The following is a 23,710-nucleotide window of genomic DNA, read 5'->3' on the forward strand; positions in this document are numbered from 1 at the left end:
GTGAGGACAATGACGATGCTGACGATCCCGAACCGCTCGCTTCCAGCCGTCCCCAGGCGCGCCCACTATGACGCCATCATCGTCGGCGCGCGCTGCGCCGGCGCCTCGACCGCCCTGCTGCTCGCCCGCGCCGGGCTCAGAGTGCTGGCGATCGACCGCAGGCCTTATGGCTCGGACACGCTGTCGACGCATGCCCTGATGCGGCCGGCCGTGCTGCAGCTGTCGCGCTGGGGCCTGCTCGAGCCGCTGCTCGAGGCCGGCACGCCGCTGATCGAGACGACGACCTTCCACTATGGCGACGAGGCGATCACCATCCCGCTCGACGCGGGGCCCGACCTTCCCGGCCTGATCGCGCCGCGCCGCACCGTGCTCGACCGCATGCTGGTCGATGCGGCGCGCGAGGCGGGTGCGGAGTTCCTGCACGACATGGCGGTCGGCGATCTCATCGCCGATACACGCGGACGCGTGCGCGGTGTCGAGATCCGGGCAGCCGGCGCGTCGCTCAGGGTGAGCGCCGACATCGTCGTCGGCGCCGACGGCATCGGCTCGCTGGTCGCCAAATGCTGCAACGCGCCGATGCTGCGGCACGGCAGCGTCTCGGCCGCCCATGTCTACGGCTATGCGCCGGTCGAACCCGGCGCGGGCTATCACTGGTATTTTCGCGATGGGCTCGCCGGCTCGCTGATCCCGACCAATGACGGGCAGGCCTGCATCGTCGCCTCGGTGCCGACGAGGCTGTTCGACCAGCGCTTCCGCCTCGGCCACGCAGGCGCGCGCATGGAGGTGCTGGAGGCGCTGTCGCCGGCGCTGGCCGAACAGGCGAGCCGGGCGCCGACGGACGTCCGGCTGCAGACCTTTCGCGGCGTGCCGGGCTTCATCCGCCAGGCGCATGGCCCGGGCTGGGCGCTGGTCGGCGACGCCGGCTTCTTCCGCGACCCGATCACCGCGCACGGCATTTCCGACGCGTTGCGCGACGCCGAGAGCCTGGCACGGGCCATTGTGGATGGTTCCGAAGCCGCGTTCGCGGCCTACCAGCGCGACCGCGATCTCGTCGCCGCCCAGATCCTCGCCACCACCGATGCCGTGGCCGGCTTCGACTGGACGCTCGCCGGCATCGGCGAGACTCACCGGCGGCTCAGCGCGATAATGAAGGCCGAGGTGCAGGCGCTGTCCGAACGGGGCATGCCGCTGCGCCGCTCCGCATCGCGGCCGGCGGCCGGGCGGACGCCGGCGAACGAGGACAAGGCGCCGGTCACGACCGGCTGCGGAACGTATCGCAACAGAATGGGAGCACGATCATGACTGCACATGTGATGAAGGACGGCTGGGTTGGCATCGCCAACGGGCGGCCGCAAGTGGGCGCTTTCGCCGAGCGCTCGCGGCGCACGCGCGCCGAAGACATCGTCGCGTTCACCGAAATGACCGGCGACCGCAACCCGCTGCATTACGACAAGGCGGCCGCCGAAGCCTCGGTGTTCGGCCGGCTGATCGTGCAGGGCGGCGTCACCTCCGGCATCCTCAACGCGCTGGTGGCCGAGGATCTTCCGGGCCCCGGCTCGGTGTTCCTCGAAGTGGCATGGAAATTCGTCAAGGCGGTGGGCGTCGGCGAACTGATCACCGGCCGCGTCGAGGTCACGGAGGTGCGGCCCGACAAGCCGATCACCAGGCTGGAGACGTCGGTGCGCAACGAGGCCGGCGAGCTCTGCTTGACAGGCACCGCAACGGTATTCACCGTGCCGGTGGCGAAGAGTTAAGCGGCGGAAACGATGGCCTTGCAGAACGGCGGCGCTCTCCTTGCCGAGGATGCAAACCGCTGGAGCATGCTCGGCGTGCTTTGCCTTGCCGTCGTGCTGTCACTCACCACCTGGTTCTCGGCGACAGCGATCGTTCCCGAACTCAGGGCCGCCTGGCAGCTGTCGGGGGCGGTCGATGTCTGGCTGACCAATGGCGTGCAGATCGGCTTCGTCGCCGGCGCGCTGGCGGCCAGCCTGGTCAACCTGCCCGACATCGTCAGGCTCAACCGGCTGATGGCGATCTCGGCCCTCGTCGCGGCCGCGGCCAATGCCTCGCTCCTGCTGCAGCCGGGGCCCGCAGGCCTTATTGCGGCGCGCATCCTGACCGGCGTGGCGCTGGCCGGCGTCTATCCGCCGGCCTTAAAGCTGGTCTCGACATGGTTCGTGCGCGGACGGGGACTGGCGCTCGGCGCCCTCATCGGCGCTCTCACGCTTGGATCCTCGCTGCCGCATCTGTTCCGGGCGCTGGCCGGTTCGCTCGACTGGCAGCTCGTGGTGATGGCCGCCACCGCGGCCGCGCTTGCCGGCTCGATGCTGTTCTGGTTCTTCGCCCGCGAGGGGCCCTATGCCTTCGGCAAGGCCGTGTTCCAACCGCGCCAGATCGGCGCGGTTTTTCGCATCCGGCCGCTGATGCTGGTCAATATCGGCTATCTCGGCCACATGTGGGAGCTTTACGCCATGTGGGCCTGGCTGCTCGCCTATACGCGCGCCGCGCTGGAGGCGCAGCAGCAGTCCTCGCCCCAACTGGCGTCGGTGCTGACTTTCCTGGCCATCGCCGTCGGTGCGGGCGGCTGCCTCATCGGCGGCGTGCTCTCCGATCGCTTCGGCCGCAGCCTGACCACCGCCGGGATGATGATGGTGTCCGGTTCCTGCGCAATAGTCATTGGTTTCGCCTTCGACGGACCGCTGTGGCTGTTCGGGCTGGTCATCCTGGTCTGGGGCGTTTCGGTGGTTGGTGATTCCGCGCAGTTCTCGGCGGCGGCGACAGAGCTTGCCGACCAGCGTTTCGTCGGCACCGCGCTGTCGGTGCAGCTTGGGCTCGGCTTCGGGTTGACGGTGCTGACGATCTGGCTGCTGCCGCATGCCGCGGCTCTGCTCGGCTGGCGCTGGGCTTTCCTGGTGCTGGCGCCGGGCCCGCTCATCGGCACGCTGGCCATGCTTTCGCTGCGCCGCTTGCCGGCCGCCGCAAGCATGGCGCACGGCAAGCGGTGACGCTGTCGGTCCCGAGCCTCGGGCGGATCAATGCCCGCAGGCCGCGCCTACGAGCCGGAGCCGATCAATAGTCGGTGTCGCTGTCGACGATGACGTGACGGCGATGGTGGCGGTAATGATGACGCTCGATGGAGCCCGTGATCACGACGGTATCGCGGCGATGATGGCGATGCCAGGCGCGCCTGCCGTTGTCGTAGAAGGCTTCCGTGCCGTGGCGGCGGTGATGCAGACGCTGGCCTTCGTCGTTGATGACGACGGCGTGCCGATGATGGTGCCTGTGGTGCGTCTTGATGACGAGGTCGGCCTCGGCCGGGGATGCTACGGCCGGCGCCGCGATGCTGAGCGCCAAGGCGGCGAGAAGCACTGTTTTCATTGTGATATTCCCGGTTCCTTGAACATCCCTTCGCCGGGTAAACCGATGCCGTTCCGTTTGGTTCCGGCCGGGCGCCGGGCAGCTTCGGGGCAAGCAGGAGCACGCAGGCTGCGGAACAATGTGGTCGCCCGGGGGTTCGGCAGGCCGCAGTCCACTCCTCCCGGATGTAGCTGCCGCCAAGCGCAACGGCCCGCTGCCCTCCTCCCGGCAACGGGCCGTTGCTCGCTTCCGGCGCGCTCATCATTTGTTGTTGACGGTCGAGCAGCTTCGCGGCAGGTATCGGGCGTTGGATTCAAATGCGGGGCCACACATGAAGAAGACATATGAGAAGCCGACACTGACCAGGCGCGAAAAACTGGGCGCCGTTACGGCCGTTCCGGCGGCATCAGGTCCAACCACGATCTGACGTCCCGGCCAGCAGCCATTGAGAAACCCGTCGGCTCGGCCGGCGGGTTTTTGTTTTGTTTTGGAACATCTCGCCGAGATATTGGTTCGGGGCGCGGCGAGATTCTCTCCTGTGTCACGCTGTCGGTCGACAAAGGCCCGCACGCTGATCCAGCGGGCGGGCCTGTTTTCGGCTGAGCGATGCATGCCCTTGTCCCGGGACCGTTGCGCGCTGCCGGGCGGCATGCATAGGCCGAAAGAGGTACGGAACCTTCTCTCCCGGCCAAAGTTATACTGCGCCTGCTTGCGCCCATACCCCTTTGTGCGCAGGCAGGGATTCCAACCCCAAATTTGCCCCCTGGCGTCCCCCAGGCGGGCTTTTTTGTTTCAGCTGCCGGCAGACGCCCGGCCATGGCCGAGTCGCCCGAAGCTGACCTGTCCCATTTCAGGACCGAAAGGCTGGCATACGCCTTGCACCGAGGACGTTGCCGGTTAATCCCGGTCCTGATCGCGTATTCTGATCAGGTTAGTAGGCTCGCCGGGCTTGAGGTGGTTGGGGTTCTCGCCCGGCGGGTTTATTTCCGAACGCCAAACTGGCTCGCTCCTGCTTACACAAGAGACGAGCCAGCCCGGCCCGGTGTTGCGTTGTTGGGTGGGTTCCACCGAAGGCCTCTGCCGCGTGCCCAAGGGAGGACGCGGCATTGGCTTGCATCGCGCTCCGTTTGGGCGTTTGTGTCAATCCAATCATTTTAGGGGGCGCTAATACGAACGGGTTAGACCCGTCGAGGGACGCTTACCGCGGTTGGAGATGCCGGAAAGCCTTGCAGCCAAGGAGGATGGGGCAGGTGAGGCGTCAAGGGTTTTTTTTGGAGGAGCCTTTTGCGCCGAGCGCCCTGTCTGGCGCCGCAGTGCGACACTGCTGTCGGACACCGGAAGACGCGGCTGACGAAGCTGCGCGACTCGGGGCGCGTGCTGGGTGATCGAGCGATCGCTGGGCGAGAATGGCTCTTGCCGGGCAAGCTGTGGGCATGCGCAGCGGCTCGACAAGCCTCTGCGTTGCCGACAGCGTCGACACCCGGCTCGAGGCCGAGCAAGATCAACAAGATAGCGGGGAACAAATATCAAATGTTAATGTTAGGGGGCCCCACGGAGGCCTTCCCATGACATCGGAGCAGCAGAATGACACGCTGGCCGTGCTCGTTCGGCGGCTGGTCGAGAGGACCAGCATCACCGAAGAGCAGGCCCGGGAACTCGTCCTGCTCATCGGCTTCGAATGGCCCTCGCTGCTTCGCGAGGCCCTGGCCATAAAGCCGAAGGATTCGGCATGAGCAGCTGGGAGCTGCGGAGCTTTTCGATATAGCTGTCATGCTCTGAATGTTCGAAACATGCTGCCAAGCGGCCTGCCGAATACATCCGCCGTCACGGCCAATATACGGCGCTATGCAGTCTAAGACCTCTGCGCCGGCACATTAGACTTCGGTCACAATTGAGTCGCATCAAATAAAGCGGCAAACTTGCCCAATGAGATTCGCCGTCATCCAGGATCCGTGCGACGACTGGATGGTGTATGACCTGCTTTACGATCTCCCGGCGGAGATCGCGGGCGAGCTGCCAGTCGGGTTGACGCGAGAGGAGGCCGAACGCCTGGCCCGACAAGCCAACCAGGGTCGGCCGGTCCGGCTGCGGGCATTGCCTGGAGACGGCGGCACGGCGATCCACCAAATCCGTCGCCTATGAACTGACGCGATCGCCAAGGCCGGTCACCCGGCCGTTTCGGCGATGAAGGCCCGGACATGGCCGACGAACTCGTCGAAGGCGGGTTCGCCTTCGAGCAGGATGTGGTTGCGGCTTTCCAGCTCGAGGAAGCGCGCGCCTGGAATGCCGGCGGCCAGGGTGCGTCCGGATTCGACCGGGGCGACATTGTCGTCGCGCGCGTGCAACACCAAGGTCGGCACGCTAACCTTCTCCAGAAGATCGCCGACATCGATGACGGAAAAGGCGCTTTGCAGGCGCCAGGCGTCGTCCGGAAGGATGGTGCGCAGCAGCAATTCGTCCATCCAGGCGAAGTGCTCGTGCGTGGCGCCGGGAATGAACATCGAGCAGAACACCTGGCGGAACATCGGGTTCGACTTGCCCCAGCCCTCGCGCATCAGCGTCGCGATCGCCTCGCGCGTCGCGATCTCGCCGGCGTCGCCGCGTGCCCGCCAACCTTTGACATAGCCGCCATAGAGGATCATGCCCGATACCTTCTCGGGATGGCGTATGGCGTAGGCGATGGAGACGGCGCAGCTCTGCGAGAGGCCGAGCAGGGTAAAGCGGTCGAGCCCTGCCGCCTCGACCACGCATTCGAGATCGGAGACCATGGTGTCGAAGGAGACGTCGGGCACCTGACGCTGCGACAGGCCGTTGCAGCGCTCGTCATAGCGCACCAGCTGGTTGTCGCGCGACAGCGCCGCGATCCAGTGCCGCCAGATCGGGCTGTCCCAGTCATAGGTGAGATGCGACATCCAGTGCGCGGCGCGCAGGATGGGCGGGCCGCTGCCGGTCCTGGCATAGGCGAGCCTGGTGCCGTCGACGGCGCGGCAGAAATGCACGGCGCGGCCGGGGTCCTGCGCGTGCGCCGGCCTCTTGGCGGGCGCAGGCGATTGCGGCGGGGCGGCGACAGCGGTGGCGGGCTGCGCGGACCGTGCCGTCGGCTGCGCGGCCGCCGTCCTGACCTTCTCCTCCAGCGCCTCGATCTCGGCCGCAAGGCTTGCATCCTCGGGAACGAGGCGGCGCAGACGCCGGGCGAGCGGCAGCGCCCGCTTCGGCTCGCCGGCCAGGCGCTCGACCAGCTCGCGCAATATGCCGAGCTCGGCGATCTCGACCTCGCTGGCGATGGCCTGCCGCCACGCCTCGTATTCGGCGCACCGCTCGAGCGACAGATCGGCCAGGACATCGCCGCGGATCGAGGCGACAACGGCCTCCAGCTCGTCGGTCGGCCATGAGGACAGCTCGCCCTTCACCAGGGGCTGCAGGCGGGCATAGTCGGTTTCGACCTTCAGCGACACCGCGTTGCGGTCGGCGGCCAGGGCGGATTCGCTATCTCCCAGCACCTGGCGGATCTTGGACAGGCTCCAGCGGAGCGCGCCGCGCGGATCGTCCGGAACGTCCCAGAAGATCTCGCATAGCCGCTCGCGCTGATGCGACCTGGCGGTGACGGCAAGGTAGGCGAGCAGGGCGCGGGTCTTGCGTGAGGGCGGCAGGTCGAGCAATTCGCCGCCGCGGGCCACCTCAAAATTACCGAGCACGCGCAATTCCAGCGGCCCGGCTTGCGGACCGTCGGTCATGCGGCCAGGCACCCTTCGGTTGCCATTTACCCCCTTCGGTTCCTCATCGCAGCGGCGAGAGAACACCGCACCGGAATATCAAAATCGGCTAAAATGCGGAAGCCTTGTTCGCTGCCGGCACGACCGATACGCCAAGATGGCAGTGCCGAATGTGCGATGCGTTACATTTGGCGACGGCGCCGAAGCTGCCAATCTCCCCCCTCGTGGGGGAGATGTCCGGCAGGACAGAGGGGGGCGCGAAGGAACTCGGCCTTCCGTGATCTTGTTTGTCACAAAAACGGACAGGCTGGCGGGACAGCGCCCCCCTCTGCCTTGCCAGGCATCTCCCCCACGAGGGGGGAGATCAGCAGCTTCAACGCTTTCGCCAACGTCCAACGGCAATCAGCAGCGCCACCACCACCAATCCCGCCGCCACCGCGAAGGTGACTCTCATCCCGCTCGCGACCGCCTCGGGCGCTGCCCGACCGATATCCCTCGCACCCACCGCAAAGGCAAACACCGCGCCCATCGCCGCCGCGCCGGTGACGAGGCCGAGATTGCGCGACAGGCTCAGCATGGCCGACACCACGCCGCGCTCACGCTCACCGACATCCAGCATCACGGCGGTGTTGTTGGCCGCCTGGAAGAGCTGGTAGCCCGGCGTCAGAAGCACGATCGCGGCCGTGTAGCCGGCGAGGCCGAACAGGCCCGGCAGCATCGACAGGGCGAGGCAGCCGACGACCATCATCGCCAAGCCGGCGATGATCATGCGGCCGGCGCCGAGGCGATCGACGATGCGGCCGGAAACGACGCCGCAGAGCGCCGAGACGACCGGGCCAATCGACATGACGGCGCCGGTGAGCGCTTCGCCCAAGCCGAGAGCGCGCGACAGATAGAACGGCACCACGACCAGCGTCGCCATCATCACAGTCGAGACCAGCGCATTCACGGCAAGGCTCGAGCCCAGCACGGAACCGCGCAGCAGCGAGAGGTTCACCAGCGGCGCGGCGACCCTGCCCTCGGCGATGACGAACAGACCGGCGCCGAGCGCTGCCACGGCCAGCAGCGCCATGTTGAGGCCGCCGAAATGGCCGCGCCCGATTGTCATCGCCAGCGCATAGGCGGCCAGCGTCGCGGCGAGCAGCAGCGTGCCAAGCACATCGAAGCGAGGGCCAGTTTTCTTCGCCGGCTGGCCGACGGCGCTCGCCGCCTTGGCCTCGCGCGCGGCGGGCAGGAAGCGCTGCGCCGCAAGCAGGGCAACGAGGCCGAGCCCGGCGTTGACCAGGAAGATCGCGCGCCAGCCGAGAGCGGCGATGAGCACGCCGCCGAGCGAGGGGCCGAGCGCGGTGCCGATCGCCGACATGGTGCCGAGCAGGCCCATGGCGCTACCGGTGCGCTCCCTCGGCACCGTCTCGCCGACGAAAGCGACGGTCAGCGCCATCATCACCGCCGCGCCCAGTCCTTGCGCGGCGCGCGCGGCAACCAGCAGCGCGAGCGACGGCGCGAGCGCCGCGGCAAGCGAGGCAGCGCTGAACAGGCCAAGGCCGGCGACCAGCAGCAGGCGGCGGCCGACCAGATCGCCGAGCCGCCCGACGCTGACGATGAAGGCCGTGATGGCCACGAGATAGGCCAGCACCACCCATTGCACCGCCGGAAACGACGCGGCGAAGGCAGTGCTCAGCGTCGGCAGCGCGACATTGGCGATCGAGGTGCTGAGCGAAGAGAGCAGCATGGCGAGCGACAGGCTGGCCAGCGCGCCGGCCGTGGATCGGCTCGCGGATGCGACGTGGGAATGAGCGATGTCGGCCATGGTGCTTCTCCGGCGCGGGTGAGACTTGCCGGCAAGATAGGCGGCTGCCAGATATGGCGGAACATGCAGCATTTGCACTTCATCATTGCATGAAACGCCATGTCACCGAGCGACAACCATGTTATGGTTGCGCTTATGTCGCGACCCGATCTCAACCTGCTCTTCACGCTGGACGTGCTGCTCGCCGAAGGCAGCGTCGCCAAGGCGGCGCGGCGGCTGCGGCTCAGCCCCTCGGCAATGAGCCGGGCGCTGGCAAGGCTGCGCGAAGCAACCGGCGATCCGCTGCTGGTGCGGGCCGGGCGCGGCCTGGTGCCGACGTCGCGCGCGATCGAGCTCAGCGCCGAGGTCGGCCAGTTGGTGAAACAGGCCGAAGCCATGCTGCGCCCGGCCGCGAAGCTCGACCTCAAGCGGCTCGTGCGCAGTTTCACGCTGCGCAACAGCGACGGCTTCGTGGAGAATTTCGGCCCTGGGCTGATCGCCCGCGTCGCCGCCGAAGCGCCGGGCGTGCAGCTGCGCTTCGTGGCCAAGCCCGACAAGGACAGCGCCCCTATGCGCGAAGGCGGTGTCGACCTCGAGACCGGCGTGGTCGGCGGCTCGACCGGGCCGGAGGTGCGGGCGCAGGCGCTGTTCCGCGACCGCTTCGTCGGCGTCGTGCGGCAAGGTCACCCGTTAAGCCAAGCCAGGGTCACCGCCGCGCGTTTCGCCGCCGGCCGCCACATTTTGATCTCGCGCCGCGGACTCGACCGCGGGCCGGTCGACGAGGCGCTGGAACTCGACGGGCTCAGGCGCGAGATCGCAACCGTGGTCGGCGGCTTCTCGGAAGCGCTGGCGCTGGCGCGCGGCTCCGACCTGATCGCCACCGTGCCCGAGCGCTATACCGGCAAGCTGCGCGAAGGCATGTTCAGCTTCGCGCTGCCCCTGCGGCTGGCGGAACTCACCATCTCGCTGCTGTGGCATCCGCGCCTCGACGCCGATCCGGCGCATCGCTGGCTGCGCGCGCTGGTGCGGGAGGTGTGCGCCGGCCGATCGTAAAGCGAAACCGACTTTCGCTTTCCGCCCGGAACCTATCGTCGACGGGCCCGTTCTGCATGAGGTTGCGCCAGTTCACGCACTCCTCTTCTCCAGTTACTTTGTAACTTGGAGCGGTTTGTTTGCGTCTTGTCTTCCTTGTTTATCTACAAGATTTGCACCTGCCAGGATAATATTGTTTTCGTCGGGAAACTTCCACTTGCGATATTCGTTCTTCAATCGATCGTGATGCGAACGATCTTTTCACTTGGAGGTATATCATGAAAACCCGTTTCCTTTTCCTTGGCGCGATGGCGCTTTCGATCATGGCCGGCTCGGCAATGGCCGGCAGCACGACCGGCACCTCGGCACTCGACGATCCGCAGAAGATGTCGCCGTTCTTCACCGACGCCGGCATGAAGACGATGAAGAGCGAAGCCGATTTCAAGACCGCCTGGATGGCGCTCACCGAAGAAGACCGCACCTCGATGAAGAAGGACTGCGGCGACGAGGCCATCGCCAAGCAGCACGACGATTTCTGCAAGATGACCAAGCAGCTCGGCGGCGCGAATTAAGCGGCGAGCCTGGGCAGCCAAACGGCGGGCCGCAGCGCCCGCCGTTTGGCGTTCTCAGGACCCTGCCGACGCGCCATCGTGATCGCGATGCGCGGCGGCCGACTGTGAAAGGTCGCAGGCCCGGTTCCACTCTCGGCCGGAGTTGTTACCACTTTCGCGAAACCGGTCATAGCCGGCTGACGACCGCACTTGATCCGCCAAGGCAGCAAATCGCCAAGGCCGCAGTGGTCGCCGGGTGCAAATCCTGCGCTTCGGCAGCCTCAGACCCGGGCGCCGCCCAGCAATGCGGCAATCAGCGTCACCAGGAAGACGAGCAGCCCCAGCGCAAACCGTTCCAGCCTGGAGCGCCGCAGAACCCGCAGCAAATGATTGGCCATGGCACCCTCCCCGCTCGCGCCGCGCATTGTAGCATGGTGGCGTGCAGACACCATGAAGCGGTTCACAGAGGCGCAGCGGGAGCGTTACCCGAAGGCGACAGAGGGGGTCGCTTTGAAGTGCCAATCCTCCACGGCTGCAATAGGCCGCGTCCAGTCGGACCGACCTGGCCTGCCGGCCATCTCCCCCTCGAGGGGGAGAGCAGCCGTCACCGGGCGCTCCGCCATAAGCGAATGCTGTCGGCAGAAATGCACCCAAAAAAAGTCAGGTGGGCGTCGGCCCCGCCAATGAGACGAGTCGCGAAAAACCAGCCTATTCAAACGGATAAGCGGATCGCCCGATGAAGCGGGCGAAAAGGCCGGAAATCCGCCATCTCGGGGCTTGGCGAGGCCACGACGCGGCGCTCACGGCAACCCAAATGTGCGCTGCAAAATGCTGAAAAACGCGCTTGCACCCCCCGGCGCGGCCAGATTGACAGCCGGGCACGCCAATGGCACTTCGCAATCACTGGTCACGCATGACCGTTGCTGTTGGGGACGGACGGGGTTTCAGCAGCTTGGCGGCGGCGCCGGACGGGCGGGCACCTGCAGTGCACCGCCCGCTCCTGGCCAGGAGCGTCGAAGCGGCGCTCGGGCCGCTGGCTAGATCAATATCGAAGAACCATTGGCCGCGGTGACGGCAGAGAGCTTGCCGCGCTTCTCGAGTGTCGGCTTCGCGTAAACCTTCTTCATCCGAGATTCCCCCTGAAGACAATCCGTGCAGGTGAGCGCCTCAAGGACGGCTTGTCAAGCCGCGGCTGCGGGCCGCCAGATCGCGGGCTCAGAATGTGAAGCCGGACGCCGGCACCGTCGCCGTGGCGGCGGAAAGCTTATCGCGCTTGTCGAGCGTCGGTTTCCTGTAAGGCTTCTTCATTCGGCTGGTCCTGCACAGTCGACGACTGGCGCAGGGGAGCGCGAACGAGCCGCGCTGTCAAGGTTTGGGCGGACGGCAGGCGAACCGCGCGGCTTCGCGACAGGCCCGCTGGCTTGCGCGGCGTCATGCCGGCTGGCGCAGCCAGTGGCGGTCGAACACGTCGAGGATGGCGCGGAATTCGGCCGGCGGGATCTGGTTGGCGCCGCCGTCGCCGTCGACGGCGAGAAATTGCCCGAGCTGCCGGTCGACCGTTTCGGGGTGCTCGATGGCGATGCCGAGGCCGGCCAGGTCAGCGGCGATCGAACCTCCGGGCAGCAGATAGCCGCCCCAGGAGGCGTCGGGCGCCGCATGGCGCAGGCGGATGATGAGGATGCGGGTGAGCGAGGGCTGCGCCTCCGGGCCGATGATGGCGGTGCCGCACATATAGCCGCCAAGCACGCTGCCCGGCTGCGACTGCGGAAACAGGCTGAAGAAGAACTGGGCATCGCCGCCGGTTTCCTTGAGATGCAGGTAGAGGCCGCGCTTGGCCGGCGTGACCGGGCCGGCGAGCGCCAACTGACCGGTCGGCAGCGCCTCGCGATAGGTGGCGGTGAGACCATGCACGCCGGGGCCGGCCTCGATCGCCAGGCTGCCCTTGATGAGCTGGCCGCGATAATAGGGCGACCAGGCTCGCGAATAGCAGGCATAGCTGCCGACGAGCGCGATGCTCAGGCCGCGATCGTCATGCGCGGAGGAGGCTTCGACCTGCGCCACGGCGCGACGTTCGAGGTCGGCGCTGTCGATGCCGTGACGGGCCGAGATCTCGGCCGTGAAGCTCGACAGGTCGCTCTCGGCGATCCAGGCGCCGGGCTGATCGAGCCGCAGGACCTTAGCCCAGTCGTCATAGACGCTGAGCTCGCGCGGATGGGCCCTGCCCTGCAGCCATTTGTCGGCGCGGCCGAGGTCGAAGGCCGTCTTCGGGTTGACGGCGCGAAACGCCGCCGCCAGATCCTTGCGGCTGACCGTCCCCAGCACCGCCGACGTCAGCCGCAGCTTTTGCGCGATATGCTGCGCCATGCCGTTTCCCCTTGCCTCACCAGCAATAACACACGCCGGCAGTCGGCCGCCACGCCGATTTTCCAACAGCTAATATTCCAGGAATTCCAGAGAATTCCAGGGTTTTCCGCGCATGCAAGCTTCGCGGCGGGACTGCCGGCGCTAGGCTCGTTGTGGGGCACTGGGGAGTTGTCATGAAAATCGTTCTGTCCGTACTCGTCGTGGCCCTTGCGCTGTCGCAAGCCGCCATAGCCAAAGAGAAGATCCCGCCGCACGGGACCAAGGTCGTCAAGACGCAGAAAACCCCGCCGCTCGACCAGACGGTCACCGGCGGCACCATCGCACCGGCCGGCAGCACGGCCTCGTCAGCCGATCAGAGCCAGTTGGGCCAAGGCTATCCGGAGGCGCTGGACCTGCATTTCTAGAGCGGATCATCGTTTCACCGAAACGCCGATCCGCTCTAACCATTTGTTTTTGCGCAGTTCCGGACGGAATTGCGGTGATGCACGTCGCCCCGAAATGTGCAGCGGGGATCACGACCTGCGTCAAAGCTAAGACTTGAAGCGCGTCGCGCGTCCCCCCGGGAGCGAGCGAGGAAAACAGCGGCGGCCGACAAGGCCGAACAGCCCAAGCCGCCGGCAGCGTTGGGAGGCTTGGCGCCGCCGCGGGGGCAGGCGCCCACCCGCGCGGACCGCGAGGCATCGCGGTCCGCGCGGGAATGCGTGACGACAGAAGGGCGGACCGCGAGACATCGCGGTCCGCGCGGGCATGCCTGACGACGGGGCGCACTGATCTCCCCCCTCGAGGGGAAGATGGCCGCGCAGCGGCAAGAGGGGGTCGGTTCGACTGGACTCGGCCCCCTTGCTGCAGGTGAAGGCTGGCGCTTCACGCGCGGCGACCCCCTCTGTCGCCTTCGGCGACATCTTCCCTCGAGGGGGGAGATGGCGCTCGATCTCTACTTAACCGGGATCATCAGATGGGCGTAGGGCGTGCCGGGCCACATCACATAGGGCTTGCTCGTGTCCGGCTTGGGGTCCGTCGGATAGCCCGCCATCATGTCCATGGCGTTGACGATCATCACATGCGGGCCGGTCTCTATCCAGTTGTTGCCCTCGGCGGGTGCCGTCGCATAGGGATCGGTGTTGCTGCCGTCGGTGCCGCCGGACAGCATGTACATGAAGCCGACCTTGCCCTTGGGCGGATCCTTCTTCTCGAGCCACGCCATCGCCCACTCCATCGAGTTGGCATCGCCGCACATCGGATCCGGTCCGGGCGAAGCCGGGTTGTCCGGCATGCACCAGAAACCGTTCTTGCCCTCGCGCAAGGTTTTCATGTTGCCTTTGTCGTCCATTGAGTAGATGGCGGCGCCGCTCGCCACGGCGGCGGGCGCGGCGGACTCGGCGCTCTTGATCAGCGCAGCATCGTCGGCAACTGCGCTCTGCATCGCAATCAAACTGCCCGCTGCCATAAGCGCAGCGACCGTCAGAAGCCGTTTCATGGCCGTTCTCCGGTTCGAGTGGATGTCTTGTGCATGATGTCGGACGCACGGCTCTCCGGGGCCGTTTGTCGGTGACCGGATTTTACCAGATCGGGCGGTTCTGGACAATTGCAGGGTAGCTTCGGCTAAGGGGGTTGGCGAAACCGGCGGCGACATCGATTCGATCTCCCCCTCGAGGGGGGAGATCAGCACCCTCCCTTTATGTTGCGGCGCGTTAAATATGTTGCATTGCGATAGAGGCGCATAGAGGCGAGGCTTTCTTCAAGGCGGGATACGAACGAACATTGCGAGGTTCGTCTTCGTGTCAGAACCGTCCCAGGGCTTCCGGCCCGACATCGAAGGTCTGCGTGCGCTCGCCGTGGCGGGCGTGGTCGCCTTCCATTTCGGCCTGACGGGCCTTCCCGGCGGCTTTGCCGGCGTCGACATCTTCTTCGTCATCTCGGGCTATCTGATCACCCGGCATCTGGTCGCCGAGATGTCCTCGACCGGCCGGCTCGACCTGCTGCGCTTCTACGCGCGGCGCGCGCGCAGGCTGTTGCCGGCAGCGCTCTTCGTCATCCTCGCTACGCTCGCCTTCGGCGTCATCGTGCTCTCGCCGGAAGAGCAGGCGCTCTATTCCAAGGGCGCGATGTTCGCCTCGGCCTATATGATCAACCTGTGGCTGATCCGCTGGTCGTTCGACTATTTCGCCAACGACGCGGCCAGCAACCCGTTCATCCATTACTGGTCGCTGTCGGTGGAGGAGCAATTCTACCTCGCCTGGCCGGCGCTGCTGATGCTGGCCGCCTGGCTGAAGCCCGGCCGCCGCGCCATCGTGCTTGCCATCGGCATTGCCGGCCTCGTCTCCTTCGCCGTCTGCGCCTGGCTGACCACCGTGTCGCAGCCCTGGGCCTTCTACTTCTCGCCGCTGCGCGCCTGGGAGTTCGCCGCGGGCGGCCTGGCTTCGCTGGCGCCGGCGTGGCTGCTGGCGAAGCGCCCGCGGCTCGGCCTGGGTTTCGGCCTCGCCGGGCTGGCGATGATTGCGTTCGCTTACCTTACCTTCAGCGAGGACTCCCCCTTCCCCGGCTTCCTGGCCCTGGTGCCGGTGGCCGGCACTGTCCTTCTGCTGCTGGCGGGCGCGGCCGGCGTCGGGAATGGCATTTCTTCACGCAACTCCGAACGGAAAACCGCGGGGCACTTTTCCTGGAATTGCGTCAATGCCTTCCTGGCGCTGCCGCCCTTGCAGTGGGTCGGCAGGCTGTCCTACTCGCTCTATCTCTGGCATTGGCCGGTGATCGTCTATGCCGGCATGCTGACCACCGAGCTCTCCGTGCCGCAGCGCCTGATCTGCCTGGGGCTGACGCTGGCCCTCTCCGTCCTGACCTACCACCTGATCGAGAACCCGATCCGCCGCAACGGCTGGCTGATGGCCAACGCGGCGCGGGCGCTGGTGCCGGCCCTCCTCCTGACCGGCACCGGCGTCGCAGCTGCCTATGGCAACGCCAGGCTTGCCGTGCACGACCTCGACCCCGAGCAGCGCGAGATCGCCGCAAGCGCGGCCGAGCCGGCCACCGCGCGCGCCAGCGCCTGCGTGCAGGATTATTTCACGGTGCGGCCGGCGCCCTGCGTGTTCGGGACCGGCCGGCGCGCCATCGCGCTGTTCGGCGACTCCCACGCCGACCACTGGTCGACGCCGCTGATCGAAGCGGCCAGGAAGGACGGCTACCGGGTCGAGACCTGGCTGAAGAGCTCATGCCGGGCCTCGCGCTTCACCTTCTTCGTCGCCAAGCTGAAGCGCAACTACAGCGAATGCGACCAGTGGCGCGAGCAGGCGATCAAGGAGATCATCCAGGCGAAGCCGGCGCTGGTGGTGATCTCGGAACTGGCGCTGACCTCCTCGCGCAAGATGGCGGAAGGCAAGCGCGAGCCGGACACCTCGGACGCCGCCTGGCAGGCCGGCCTGCGCTCGACGCTGACCACGCTGAGCAATGCCGGGCTGAAGATCGCCTTCATCCGCGACGTGCCGTTCAACGACGAGCATATCGACACCTGCGTGGCGCGCGCGCTGTGGCGGGGCGGGACGCCCTCGCTCTGCGACCAGGCGCGCGCCGATGCCGCCAACGACAAGATGGCGGCGGTGGAGCGCGAGATCGTCACCAGCGTGCCGAACGCAAGCTATGTCGACCTCACCGACCGCTTCTGCAACGCCACCACCTGCCACGTCTTCATCGACGGCAAGCTCGCCTTCCGCGACCAGCACCATCTGGCGACGCCGTTCGCGGAATCGCTGGAGCCGGAGGTGGAGAAGAGGGTGATCTCGAAGGTAGGACGGTAGGCGGGGCGATGGAGCGCTTTATCTCCCCCCACGAGGTGGAGATGCCCGGTTCACCCTCCGTAGCTGCAGCGAAGCTGCTGCGAAGGATGGGCAGGCCAGAGGGGGTCGTCTCACGTAGAGCGCCGACGCCCCTCTCTCGACAATGAAGGCGTCGGCGCTCCATGCGCAACGACCCCCTCTGTCGCCTTCGGCGACATCTCCCCCTCAAGGGGGGAGACAAGACTCACCCCACCACGACCACAAAATGCTTGGTCACCGGCTCGACGATCTTCCAGGTGCCCTTGAAATCCGCCTCGACAACGAAGGCATCGCCCGGGCCGACCTCGACCGACTCGCCGCCGTCCGGCGTGATGATGATGCGGCCGGCGATCATGTGCACGAATTCATAGTCCGTGTAGGTGGCGTGGTAGGTGCCGGGCGAGGCGCGCCAGGTGCCCGACATCACCTTGCCGTCCTCGCTGGTGTGCTGGACCGCCGTCTGCATGGTCGGCCTGCCCTCGACCACGACCCAGCCCGGCAGGTCGCCCGGATCGGCATGCTCGACGGCGCCGAATTTGAGGATGGTCTGCTTGGTCATCGGTGGCTCCTGCGGTTTGCGTTGGCCGGGTGATAGACTAGCGGATGTCGGCCCGACCCGCACGCGGCGCCGCGACAGTGGGTGACGGTGAGGGGATGGTTTTGCCCAGTGAAGGTAGCGCGGGGCGCTGGAGCGCGTGATCTCCCCCCTTGCGGGGGAGATGGCCGGCAGGCCAGAGGGGGGTGCTGTCCCGCCAGCATATCAACCGGCCAGGTTGCGACTTCTGACGTTGAAGCCGTTATGGGAGGCGTCGGCGTTCCTTCACACCCCCCTCTGCCCTGCCGGGCATCTCCCCCGCAAGGGGGGAGATCGGCAGCTTCGGCGTCGGCGCCCTACTAAGCCGCCCCCCTACTCCGCCGCCCGTGCCAGCTTCCGCCGCGCCGGGGGCCGGCGTTTGTGGGCTGGCTTCAGCGCCACGGGCGCGGCGTGCGAGAGCGCGCCGGTCACCGCGTCGACCATGCCGTGGGCGACGAAATCGGCGTTCAGGTCACCGGCGAGCTCGGCCGCGGCCTCGACATCGCCATTGCCTATCTCCGACCAGAAGACGATGCCGACCCTGAGCTGCGGCTTGAGGCGCTTCAGCCGGCGCACCATGAAACGCGCATGCTTGGTGGAATCGCGATTGAGGAAGCCGATGACGACGGCGTCGATGCCGTCCAGCGCGAGGCGGCGGATGGCGGACGGCTCCAGCTCGGCGAAGCTCGCCCGCGAGGCTTCGGCGCCCTGCACGACCAGCACCTGCGCCAGCATGGCGGCGGCGGCGTCGTCGAGCTCGCCGCGGCCGCCGGCGCACAGCACCGAAATGCCGGACCCGTCCGGCAGGTCGACCTCCTCGGCCTCGTCGGCGGTCTTGTCGCCATTGATCTTCACTTCAGCCGCCTTGTCGGCGCCAGGCTTATCCGTGCCCGCTTTGTCCGGGCTTGCCTTGCGGCCATCGATCCTGGCTTGCGAAGCCTTGGCTTGCGAGCCCTTGCCGGGGGGCGCCTTGCCCTCGGCTGTCTTGCCCTCGGGCCGCTTCTCCTCGGCGGAAGCGGCGGCCTCCTCCTCCTCTTCGGCCTCGGCCTCCTCCTGGGCGCTGTCGTCGAGATTGGCGACCAGCGTCAGCGCGCTTTCGGCCACCTGCTGCCGCTGCTCGTCGTCCATGACGCCGCGCATGCGGTCCTGCTCGCCGAGCAGCAGCGCCGGCACGGCCACCTGGTCGTAGAACTCGAACAGGTATTTTTCCTCCAGCATCTCCTCGGCATGGTCGGTCGCCTCCTCCGGATCGCCGGCCAGCAGCCGCTGGTAGAGCCTGGCATGCGGCTCCAGCACCGGCTCGTTGCCGAACAGCACGTCGAGGAACTCGAACTGCGGCACATGCCGGCCGAGCACCACCAGGCAGACGGTGAGCGGCGTCGACAGCACCAGGCCGATCGGCCCCCACAGCCAGGTCCAGAAGATCGCCGCCACGATGATGGCTAACGGCGACAAGCCGGTGCGCGAGCCGTAGAGCCAGGGCTCCACGACATTGCCGGTGATCAGCTCCATGACGATGAACAGCGCCGCGGTCCACAGGAGCAGCGACCAGCCGGGCGCCACGGCCAGCGCCAAAAACAGCGGCAGCAGCGCGCCGATGATCGGGCCGATATAGGGCACGAAGCGTAGCGCCAGTGCCAGCAGGCCCCAGAGCAGCGCGTTGGGAATGCCCAGCACCCAGAGCCCGATGGTGATGGGGATGGCGTAGACGATGTTGACCACCAATTGCATCAGCAGATACTGGCCGACGCGCTTGCCGGCATCCTGCAGCGCCTGCGTGGTGCGGTGCAGGTCGCCATAGCCGACGAGGCGGATGAAGCGGTCGCGCAGATCCTCGCGCTCCATCAGCATGAAGATGACGACGACGATGACCAGGCCGGCGGAGGCGAGCGGGCTGAGCAGCGGCGCCACCAGGTTCTGCAGCACTTCGAGCGGCTTCTCATGCGCGACGACCTCGACCGGAATCGGCTCGCGCTTCGGCGCCTCGGCGGCCGAAGGCAACTGCGGCTCCTGGCGCTCGATCTCCTGGCCCACGCGCTCGATGACGCCGCTCAGGCGCGAGATGATGCCGCCGCCGAGCCCGCTTTCCTTGAGCGCGCGGATCTTGGTCAGGATGTTGATCTGGTAGACGGGGATGTTGCTGGCAAGGTCGCTGACCTGGGTGGCGACGACGAAGGAGAACAGCGCAAGTGCTGCGAAGGCGCCGAGCACGCTGGCAATGACGGCGGCAAGGCGCGGAACGCCGAAGCGCTTCAGCCAGGCGACGACCGGGGCGATGGCGAAGGTCAAGAGCAGCGCGACGGCGATCGGCAGGAACACCTCGCGGCCGAAATAGAGTGCCGCGACCGTGGTGACGACGCTGGCGACGGTCGGCAATGCGGTGCGGGGATGCCCCCTGGAGGCGGCAAGCAGGCTCGCCAGCCCGGGCTCCGACGCCCGTTCACCATTCCCACGATTGGCCGCCACTTGTAGCCTCCACCGCCATCATTGGCGATATTTCGCCGGCGTGCAACGCATGGCGGGGGCGATGGTTGCGGAGCGCGACCAATCTCCCCCCTCGAGGGGCCATCGAGGGGGAGATGTCGCCGTAGGCGACAGAGGGGGTCGCCGCGCGTCAAACGTCATCAATGACCTTCTTGCGCCGCCGAAAGGACGCCGGCGCTCTACGCGCGACGACCCCCTCTGGCCACTTCGCGGCCATCTCCCTCTCGAGGGGGAGATTGCTTGGCGCCGCACATTTTCCCGGGAACACCACCCGCCCCGAAACCGTTTAGCGATCGAAGGGGCATCCATCGAAACCTCAAGGAGGCAGCGATGAAACGGCTTCTGCTTGCTTCAATGATCGCCATCGCCTCGGCGTTCGCTGTTGCACCGGCCAGCGCCGGCGGCGTCCAGCTCGGTATCGGTATCGGCCCGTCCTATGATCCTTACTACGGAGACTACTATGGCGGGTATTACCCTCATCGCTATTACCGACACGTCTACGATGACGACTACTACACTCCCTATCGCGATCGTTATGTGGTGCGCTATCATCACCGGCATTATCGCAATTGCCGGATCAAGCTCGTGAAGCACTGGCGCCACCACCACCGCGTGGTGGAGGAAGTGCGCATCTGCCGCCGGTAACGGGTGGCCAGCGACTCTCCCCCAGCGAGGGGGAGAGTCGCCGTGGGCGACAGGGGTCGCCTGGATATTGCATTTCCCAATCACAGCGCTTGGCTCTGGACGGACGGCTCTGACCGCCCCTCAGCTACGCATCCTCCTCCGACGAACATCGGCGATCACGAACATTAGCAATCGGGAACACAGGCTTCCCGCAGGGCGTTTACCGGGTAATCGGCCTTCAAGGAGGAGGTTGCCATGAAAAAACTGTTACTTGCCTCGGTGATCGCCGTCGCTTCCGCGGCAGCGACAATCGCGCCCGCGGACGCACAGGGGTTCTTTGGCCTCGGCTTGAGCCCGTTCGGCGGCCCTTTCGGTGGCCCCTTCGGCGGGCCGTTTCCGTTTTACCGACCCTACTATGGCGGCCCATTCTACGACTATGGCGGCCGCTATTACGGCCCGCGCTACTATAACGATTATTATCCGGGCTACGCCGTGCGCTACCCGCACCGCTACTACTACCGGCACCGCCACTATCGCCACTGTCACGTGAAGTGGGTGCGGCACTGGCACCATCACCGCCGTGTGCTGGAACGCGTGCGGGTGTGCCGGTATTGAGGGTCGCGATTGGCTGATCTCCCCCCTCGAGGGGGAGATTTGACCGCGCTTGCAAATCCTGCCTGAATTGCCATCTACCTTTCGGCATTCAGGGAGAATCCCACATGACGCAGCGAAGCGGCAGTGCCGACCTGCCGCTGCATGGCGGGCGGGTTCCGAAATGGCTGGGCGAGCGCATGACGAAGCTCGGCGCGGTGCTGTGCGAAGCCATCATCCACCATTACGGCCGCGACGAGCTTTCGCGCCGCCTCGCCCATCCCTTCTGGTTCCAGTCCTTCGGCGCCGTGATGGGCATGGACTGGCATTCCTCCGGCATCACCACTTCGGTCATCGGCGCGCTGAAGCGCGGGCTGAACCCGATGGCCGGCGAGCTCGGCATCCATGTCTGCGGCGGGCGCGGCGCGCATTCGCGCAAGACGCCTGGCGAATTGCTGGCCATCGGCGATCATGTCGGGCTTGACGGCGCCGCGCTTGCCACCGCCAGCCGGCTCGTCGCCAAGGTCGACAGCGCCGCCGTGCAGGACGGGTTCGACCTCTATCTGCACGGCTTCATCGTCACCGATGACGGGCGCTGGGTGGTGGTGCAGCAGGGCATGAACGGCGACGCCCGCCAGGCGCGCCGCTACCACTGGCTATCGGAGGGGCTGACGAGTTTCGTCGACCAGCCGCATGCGGCGATCGAGGGCGAGCGCCAGGGCGAGATCGTCAACCTCACCGACCACCGCGCCGAAAAGGCGCGCAGCGGCCAGATCGCGCTCTTGAAGACGATGAGCCCGGAAAAGATCCTGGCCGAGCTTGCCGTGCTCGAGCCGCAGCCTGAGCGAGCTAAGCCAGAAATTGGGCTCGCCGCGCAGCCGCTGCTGCCCCATCTGGTCATGCCGGCGCATCACGACGTGCGCGAGAGCGACATCGTCATGCGCCGCCTGCACGGCAACATTTCCGCCGCGATCGACAGCGGCCCGAAGGATTTCCCCGAGCTGCTGCTGGTCCCCGGCGTCGGCCCGCGCACGGTGCGGGCGCTCGCCATGGTCTCGGAAGTGGTGCACGGCGCCCCCTGCCGCTTCTCCGACCCGGCGCGCTTCTCGCTCGCCCACGGCGGCAAGGACCGCCACCCCTTCCCGGTGCCGCTGAAGGTCTATGACGAGACGATCTCGGTGCTGAAATCGGCGGTGAGCAAGGCGAGGCTCGGGCGCGAGGAGGAACTGCAGGCGCTCAAGCGGCTGGATGGGGAGTCGCGAAGGATGGAGCGCTATGTGACCGGGCCGAGCCTGAAGGAGATCGTGGCGGGCGAGATGGACCAGTCGCATCTGCTCGGCGGGCGGAGCGTGTTTGGGTGGGAGGGGGCGCCGGAGGGTGGGCCGAAGCCGCTGAAGGATGCTTGAGGCGTCACTGACAAGCCCGTGGGTCGGCGCCGCCCCTCATTGTCCCGCCGGACATTTCTCCCCGTATAGTGACGGGGAGAAATGGGCTGTGATCGCTGCTTTCGCCAACCTTCAGCGTCGCAGAACAAGCACCGCCGGCGCGCCCAGCCCTCTTCTCCCCGTTCACGGCAGGGCTATCGCATATGAGTAAGCGCCTGGATGAGGTAGTCGTCATTCCAGGCGCATTTCTTGATGCGGTGGCTAATGGGGACTTTGTCGACATCGGCGCCCTGAAGGATGTTTCTGGCGATGCGGTTGAGGAGCGCGGTGTTGGCGGGAGCATTGTCCTTGCGGGCGCGGGATTGATCCTCGTCCAGATGGACGTCGAGCATCCAATGCAGCCCATTCTCGATCTGCCAATGGGCTCTTGTGAGTTCGAGCGCCTGTTGCGGTGATAGCAATGTGGAAGCCATGAACAGGCGCGTCAGCGGCTTGGTCTGGTCGCGCCGGCTGGTGATGCGGATGAAGGCTTTGTGACCGGGCATCAGCGGTTCGGCCGCCGCCACGACCTCGGCCTGCCGCCATTCGCTGCGGCCATGGCTGGTTTCAGTCCGCTCCGCGACAGCGGGGGTGATCTCGGTCAGTTGTTGCTTGGCGTGAGCAACCCAGTGCCGGCGGTTTCCTTTAAGCGCGAGCAGGTAGTCGCCGCCGCGTTCGGTGATGGCCTTTGCCATGCGCGTGTGACAGTGGAGCGCATCGGCGGTGACCATTCTGCCAGTAAGATCAATGAGTTCGACGACCCTGAGGGCTGCCTCGACCTCGTTCTCTCCGGCGCCGGGCGATACCGCCGCCAGACACAGCCGCGTCTCGGCGGCGAAGGCTGACACCGTCAGCGGCGGACTGGCCGCAAGGCCCTTCTCATAGGCTCGCCGCAGCGCCTTGCCGTCGAGCGAGACCACCTCCTCGCAGGCACGCGCGAAGCCCGCGGCAAAGGCGGCGAAAGCACGGCCGAACGCCTCTGGATCCAGCAGCCGCAACAGCCGCGAGAAGGTGTCGTGGCTGGGCGCCACCTCATATTCGATCAACCGCGACAGCGCCTGCTTGCGCTCTTGCGCGAACAACGAGAACTCCGTCGCATTGCTCGCCCCGCACAGGCTCGCCGCGATCATCATCACGATCAAATCGCCAAGCCGATGCGTGGCATTGCCGGCGCGCGGATCGGGCAGCGCGCCAAAATAGCTCTCAAGGCTGGAAATGGCAGTCTCTCCTTCGTTCGACTGCCTGCCCAAAGAATCCCTTCTCAGGCCAACTTCAAGTCCCAAAAAGCCATATGCGATTCCCCTGCCGTTCACGGGGAGAAGGTGCCCGCAGGCGGATAAGGGGCAGCGCCAGGCGTCTGCGATTTGAGACTTCAAAGCAGTCGCGCGGCTCAGACCT

22 protein-coding genes are annotated in these 23,710 nt (G+C 66.6%); 12 read left to right on the plus strand and 10 right to left on the minus strand.

All coding sequences use genetic code 11. The features are described from left to right. Nucleotides 1–15 precede the first annotated feature (15 nt). From EJ074_RS05840 to EJ074_RS05850, 3 genes are read left to right on the plus strand one after another with little or no spacing between them, the layout of a single operon-like run. Nucleotides 16–1,302 (plus strand): NAD(P)/FAD-dependent oxidoreductase, encoded by a 1,287-nt coding sequence (locus tag EJ074_RS05840; RefSeq protein WP_165349865.1) that lies wholly within the window; start codon nucleotides 16–18, stop codon nucleotides 1,300–1,302. After that, nucleotides 1,299–1,754 carry a MaoC family dehydratase gene (locus tag EJ074_RS05845; RefSeq protein WP_095807694.1) on the plus strand — a complete coding sequence of 152 codons (456 nt, stop codon included), beginning with the start codon at nucleotides 1,299–1,301 and terminating at the stop codon, nucleotides 1,752–1,754. The genes EJ074_RS05840 and EJ074_RS05845 overlap by 4 nt, the downstream gene beginning before the upstream one ends. A gap of 12 nt (nucleotides 1,755–1,766) precedes the next feature. Then, a complete protein-coding gene (locus tag EJ074_RS05850; protein WP_129552825.1) occupies nucleotides 1,767–3,005 on the plus strand; it encodes an MFS transporter in 1,239 nt (412 codons plus the stop codon). A gap of 64 nt (nucleotides 3,006–3,069) precedes the next feature. Here the strand turns inward: EJ074_RS05850 and EJ074_RS05855 are convergent, their stop codons facing one another. Next, nucleotides 3,070–3,378, minus strand: coding sequence for a hypothetical protein (locus EJ074_RS05855; protein WP_095807696.1), 309 nt, complete (start codon nucleotides 3,376–3,378; stop codon nucleotides 3,070–3,072). A gap of 240 nt (nucleotides 3,379–3,618) precedes the next feature. Beyond that, on the minus strand, nucleotides 3,619–3,969 hold the full coding sequence (locus EJ074_RS29585; protein WP_165349866.1) for a hypothetical protein: 351 nt from the start codon (nucleotides 3,967–3,969) through the stop codon (nucleotides 3,619–3,621). A gap of 953 nt (nucleotides 3,970–4,922) precedes the next feature. Between EJ074_RS29585 and EJ074_RS29590 the strand changes: the two genes are divergently transcribed. After that, a complete protein-coding gene (locus tag EJ074_RS29590) occupies nucleotides 4,923–5,090 on the plus strand; it encodes a hypothetical protein (protein WP_165349867.1) in 168 nt (55 codons plus the stop codon). Nucleotides 5,091–5,283: 193 nt separating this feature from the next. After that, the gene (locus EJ074_RS05865; RefSeq protein WP_095807697.1) at nucleotides 5,284–5,499 is read left to right on the plus strand and encodes a hypothetical protein; all 216 of its coding nucleotides are present in this window, start codon (nucleotides 5,284–5,286) and stop codon (nucleotides 5,497–5,499) included. Between the two features lie 23 nt (nucleotides 5,500–5,522). On the opposite strand, the gene EJ074_RS30100 is transcribed toward EJ074_RS05865, so the two are convergent. Both EJ074_RS30100 and EJ074_RS05875 read right to left on the minus strand, forming a co-directional pair. After that, nucleotides 5,523–7,091, minus strand: a complete 1,569-nt coding sequence (locus EJ074_RS30100) for an alpha/beta hydrolase (RefSeq protein ID WP_245420430.1) — start codon at nucleotides 7,089–7,091, stop codon at nucleotides 5,523–5,525. A 352-nt stretch (nucleotides 7,092–7,443) separates the two neighbouring features. Then, nucleotides 7,444–8,880 carry an MFS transporter gene (locus EJ074_RS05875; RefSeq protein WP_245420431.1) on the minus strand — a complete coding sequence of 479 codons (1,437 nt, stop codon included), beginning with the start codon at nucleotides 8,878–8,880 and terminating at the stop codon, nucleotides 7,444–7,446. Nucleotides 8,881–9,015: 135 nt separating this feature from the next. On the opposite strand from EJ074_RS05875, the gene EJ074_RS05880 reads away from it, so the two are divergent. Beyond that, complete coding sequence (locus EJ074_RS05880) at nucleotides 9,016–9,912, plus strand: LysR family transcriptional regulator (RefSeq protein WP_095807739.1); 897 nt, start codon at nucleotides 9,016–9,018, stop codon at nucleotides 9,910–9,912. A 257-nt stretch (nucleotides 9,913–10,169) separates the two neighbouring features. Further along, nucleotides 10,170–10,463 carry a hypothetical protein gene (locus EJ074_RS05885; RefSeq protein ID WP_095807699.1) on the plus strand — a complete coding sequence of 98 codons (294 nt, stop codon included), beginning with the start codon at nucleotides 10,170–10,172 and terminating at the stop codon, nucleotides 10,461–10,463. A gap of 1,016 nt (nucleotides 10,464–11,479) precedes the next feature. Here the strand turns inward: EJ074_RS05885 and EJ074_RS05890 are convergent. Together EJ074_RS05890 and EJ074_RS05895 are read right to left on the minus strand one after the other, a co-directional pair. Further along, the gene (locus tag EJ074_RS05890) at nucleotides 11,480–11,569 is read right to left on the minus strand and encodes a hypothetical protein (protein ID WP_095807700.1); all 90 of its coding nucleotides are present in this window, start codon (nucleotides 11,567–11,569) and stop codon (nucleotides 11,480–11,482) included. A gap of 304 nt (nucleotides 11,570–11,873) precedes the next feature. Next, the gene (locus EJ074_RS05895) at nucleotides 11,874–12,806 is read right to left on the minus strand and encodes a hypothetical protein (RefSeq protein WP_129552827.1); all 933 of its coding nucleotides are present in this window, start codon (nucleotides 12,804–12,806) and stop codon (nucleotides 11,874–11,876) included. A 173-nt stretch (nucleotides 12,807–12,979) separates the two neighbouring features. Here EJ074_RS05895 and EJ074_RS05900 point away from each other — a divergent pair, with 173 nt between their 5' ends. Further along, on the plus strand, nucleotides 12,980–13,210 hold the full coding sequence (locus tag EJ074_RS05900; protein ID WP_095807702.1) for a hypothetical protein: 231 nt from the start codon (nucleotides 12,980–12,982) through the stop codon (nucleotides 13,208–13,210). Between the two features lie 530 nt (nucleotides 13,211–13,740). On the opposite strand, the gene EJ074_RS05905 is transcribed toward EJ074_RS05900, so the two are convergent. Beyond that, on the minus strand, nucleotides 13,741–14,283 hold the full coding sequence (locus tag EJ074_RS05905; RefSeq protein WP_095807703.1) for a hypothetical protein: 543 nt from the start codon (nucleotides 14,281–14,283) through the stop codon (nucleotides 13,741–13,743). 301 nt (nucleotides 14,284–14,584) lie between these two features. Between EJ074_RS05905 and EJ074_RS05910 the strand changes: the two genes are divergently transcribed. Further along, nucleotides 14,585–16,597: an acyltransferase family protein gene (locus EJ074_RS05910; RefSeq protein ID WP_095807704.1), complete on the plus strand. Its 2,013-nt coding sequence runs from the start codon at nucleotides 14,585–14,587 to the stop codon at nucleotides 16,595–16,597. 223 nt (nucleotides 16,598–16,820) lie between these two features. Here EJ074_RS05910 and EJ074_RS05915 read toward each other — a convergent pair whose 3' ends face one another. Both EJ074_RS05915 and EJ074_RS05925 read right to left on the minus strand, forming a co-directional pair. Beyond that, nucleotides 16,821–17,174, minus strand: coding sequence for a cupin domain-containing protein (locus tag EJ074_RS05915; RefSeq protein ID WP_095807705.1), 354 nt, complete (start codon nucleotides 17,172–17,174; stop codon nucleotides 16,821–16,823). 348 nt (nucleotides 17,175–17,522) lie between these two features. Beyond that, on the minus strand, nucleotides 17,523–19,655 hold the full coding sequence (locus EJ074_RS05925) for an AI-2E family transporter (RefSeq protein WP_245420432.1): 2,133 nt from the start codon (nucleotides 19,653–19,655) through the stop codon (nucleotides 17,523–17,525). A gap of 348 nt (nucleotides 19,656–20,003) precedes the next feature. Between EJ074_RS05925 and EJ074_RS05930 the strand changes: the two genes are divergently transcribed. The 3 genes from EJ074_RS05930 to EJ074_RS05940 all read left to right on the plus strand — a co-directional run bounded on the left by EJ074_RS05930 (nucleotide 20,004) and on the right by EJ074_RS05940 (nucleotide 22,294). Further along, entirely contained in the window at nucleotides 20,004–20,318 is a 315-nt protein-coding gene (locus EJ074_RS05930; RefSeq protein WP_095807706.1) for a hypothetical protein, read from the plus strand. Nucleotides 20,319–20,552: 234 nt separating this feature from the next. After that, on the plus strand, nucleotides 20,553–20,912 hold the full coding sequence (locus EJ074_RS05935) for a hypothetical protein (protein WP_095807707.1): 360 nt from the start codon (nucleotides 20,553–20,555) through the stop codon (nucleotides 20,910–20,912). Between the two features lie 104 nt (nucleotides 20,913–21,016). Further along, the gene (locus EJ074_RS05940) at nucleotides 21,017–22,294 is read left to right on the plus strand and encodes a DUF763 domain-containing protein (protein ID WP_129552828.1); all 1,278 of its coding nucleotides are present in this window, start codon (nucleotides 21,017–21,019) and stop codon (nucleotides 22,292–22,294) included. Between the two features lie 173 nt (nucleotides 22,295–22,467). Here the strand turns inward: EJ074_RS05940 and EJ074_RS05945 are convergent, their stop codons facing one another. Then, nucleotides 22,468–23,562: an ISAs1 family transposase gene (locus tag EJ074_RS05945; RefSeq protein WP_245454792.1), complete on the minus strand. Its 1,095-nt coding sequence runs from the start codon at nucleotides 23,560–23,562 to the stop codon at nucleotides 22,468–22,470. Nucleotides 23,563–23,710 lie beyond the last annotated feature (148 nt).

This window comes from Mesorhizobium sp. M3A.F.Ca.ET.080.04.2.1 (assembly GCF_003952525.1).
GTDB lineage: Bacteria > Pseudomonadota > Alphaproteobacteria > Rhizobiales > Rhizobiaceae > Mesorhizobium.

Excerpts from the sequence above, each read along its gene's own strand:
- EJ074_RS05875 (WP_245420431.1), bottom strand. The coding sequence starts at position 8,880 with ATGGCCGACATCGCTCATTCCCACGTCGCATCCGCGAGCCGATCCACG.
- EJ074_RS05895 (WP_129552827.1), bottom strand. The coding sequence starts at position 12,806 with ATGGCGCAGCATATCGCGCAAAAGCTGCGGCTGACGTCGGCGGTGCTG.
- EJ074_RS05885 (WP_095807699.1), top strand. The coding sequence starts at position 10,170 with ATGAAAACCCGTTTCCTTTTCCTTGGCGCGATGGCGCTTTCGATCATG.
- EJ074_RS30100 (WP_245420430.1), bottom strand. The coding sequence starts at position 7,091 with ATGACCGACGGTCCGCAAGCCGGGCCGCTGGAATTGCGCGTGCTCGGT.
- EJ074_RS05890 (WP_095807700.1), bottom strand. The coding sequence starts at position 11,569 with ATGAAGAAGGTTTACGCGAAGCCGACACTCGAGAAGCGCGGCAAGCTC.
- EJ074_RS29585 (WP_165349866.1), bottom strand. The coding sequence starts at position 3,969 with ATGCATCGCTCAGCCGAAAACAGGCCCGCCCGCTGGATCAGCGTGCGG.
- EJ074_RS05855 (WP_095807696.1), bottom strand. The coding sequence starts at position 3,378 with ATGAAAACAGTGCTTCTCGCCGCCTTGGCGCTCAGCATCGCGGCGCCG.
- EJ074_RS05850 (WP_129552825.1), top strand. The coding sequence starts at position 1,767 with ATGGCCTTGCAGAACGGCGGCGCTCTCCTTGCCGAGGATGCAAACCGC.
- EJ074_RS05915 (WP_095807705.1), bottom strand. The coding sequence starts at position 17,174 with ATGACCAAGCAGACCATCCTCAAATTCGGCGCCGTCGAGCATGCCGAT.
- EJ074_RS05840 (WP_165349865.1), top strand. The coding sequence starts at position 16 with ATGCTGACGATCCCGAACCGCTCGCTTCCAGCCGTCCCCAGGCGCGCC.
- EJ074_RS05865 (WP_095807697.1), top strand. The coding sequence starts at position 5,284 with ATGAGATTCGCCGTCATCCAGGATCCGTGCGACGACTGGATGGTGTAT.
- EJ074_RS29590 (WP_165349867.1), top strand. The coding sequence starts at position 4,923 with ATGACATCGGAGCAGCAGAATGACACGCTGGCCGTGCTCGTTCGGCGG.
- EJ074_RS05935 (WP_095807707.1), top strand. The coding sequence starts at position 20,553 with ATGAAAAAACTGTTACTTGCCTCGGTGATCGCCGTCGCTTCCGCGGCA.
- EJ074_RS05940 (WP_129552828.1), top strand. The coding sequence starts at position 21,017 with ATGACGCAGCGAAGCGGCAGTGCCGACCTGCCGCTGCATGGCGGGCGG.
- EJ074_RS05845 (WP_095807694.1), top strand. The coding sequence starts at position 1,299 with ATGACTGCACATGTGATGAAGGACGGCTGGGTTGGCATCGCCAACGGG.
- EJ074_RS05930 (WP_095807706.1), top strand. The coding sequence starts at position 20,004 with ATGAAACGGCTTCTGCTTGCTTCAATGATCGCCATCGCCTCGGCGTTC.
- EJ074_RS05905 (WP_095807703.1), bottom strand. The coding sequence starts at position 14,283 with ATGAAACGGCTTCTGACGGTCGCTGCGCTTATGGCAGCGGGCAGTTTG.
- EJ074_RS05900 (WP_095807702.1), top strand. The coding sequence starts at position 12,980 with ATGAAAATCGTTCTGTCCGTACTCGTCGTGGCCCTTGCGCTGTCGCAA.
- EJ074_RS05880 (WP_095807739.1), top strand. The coding sequence starts at position 9,016 with ATGTCGCGACCCGATCTCAACCTGCTCTTCACGCTGGACGTGCTGCTC.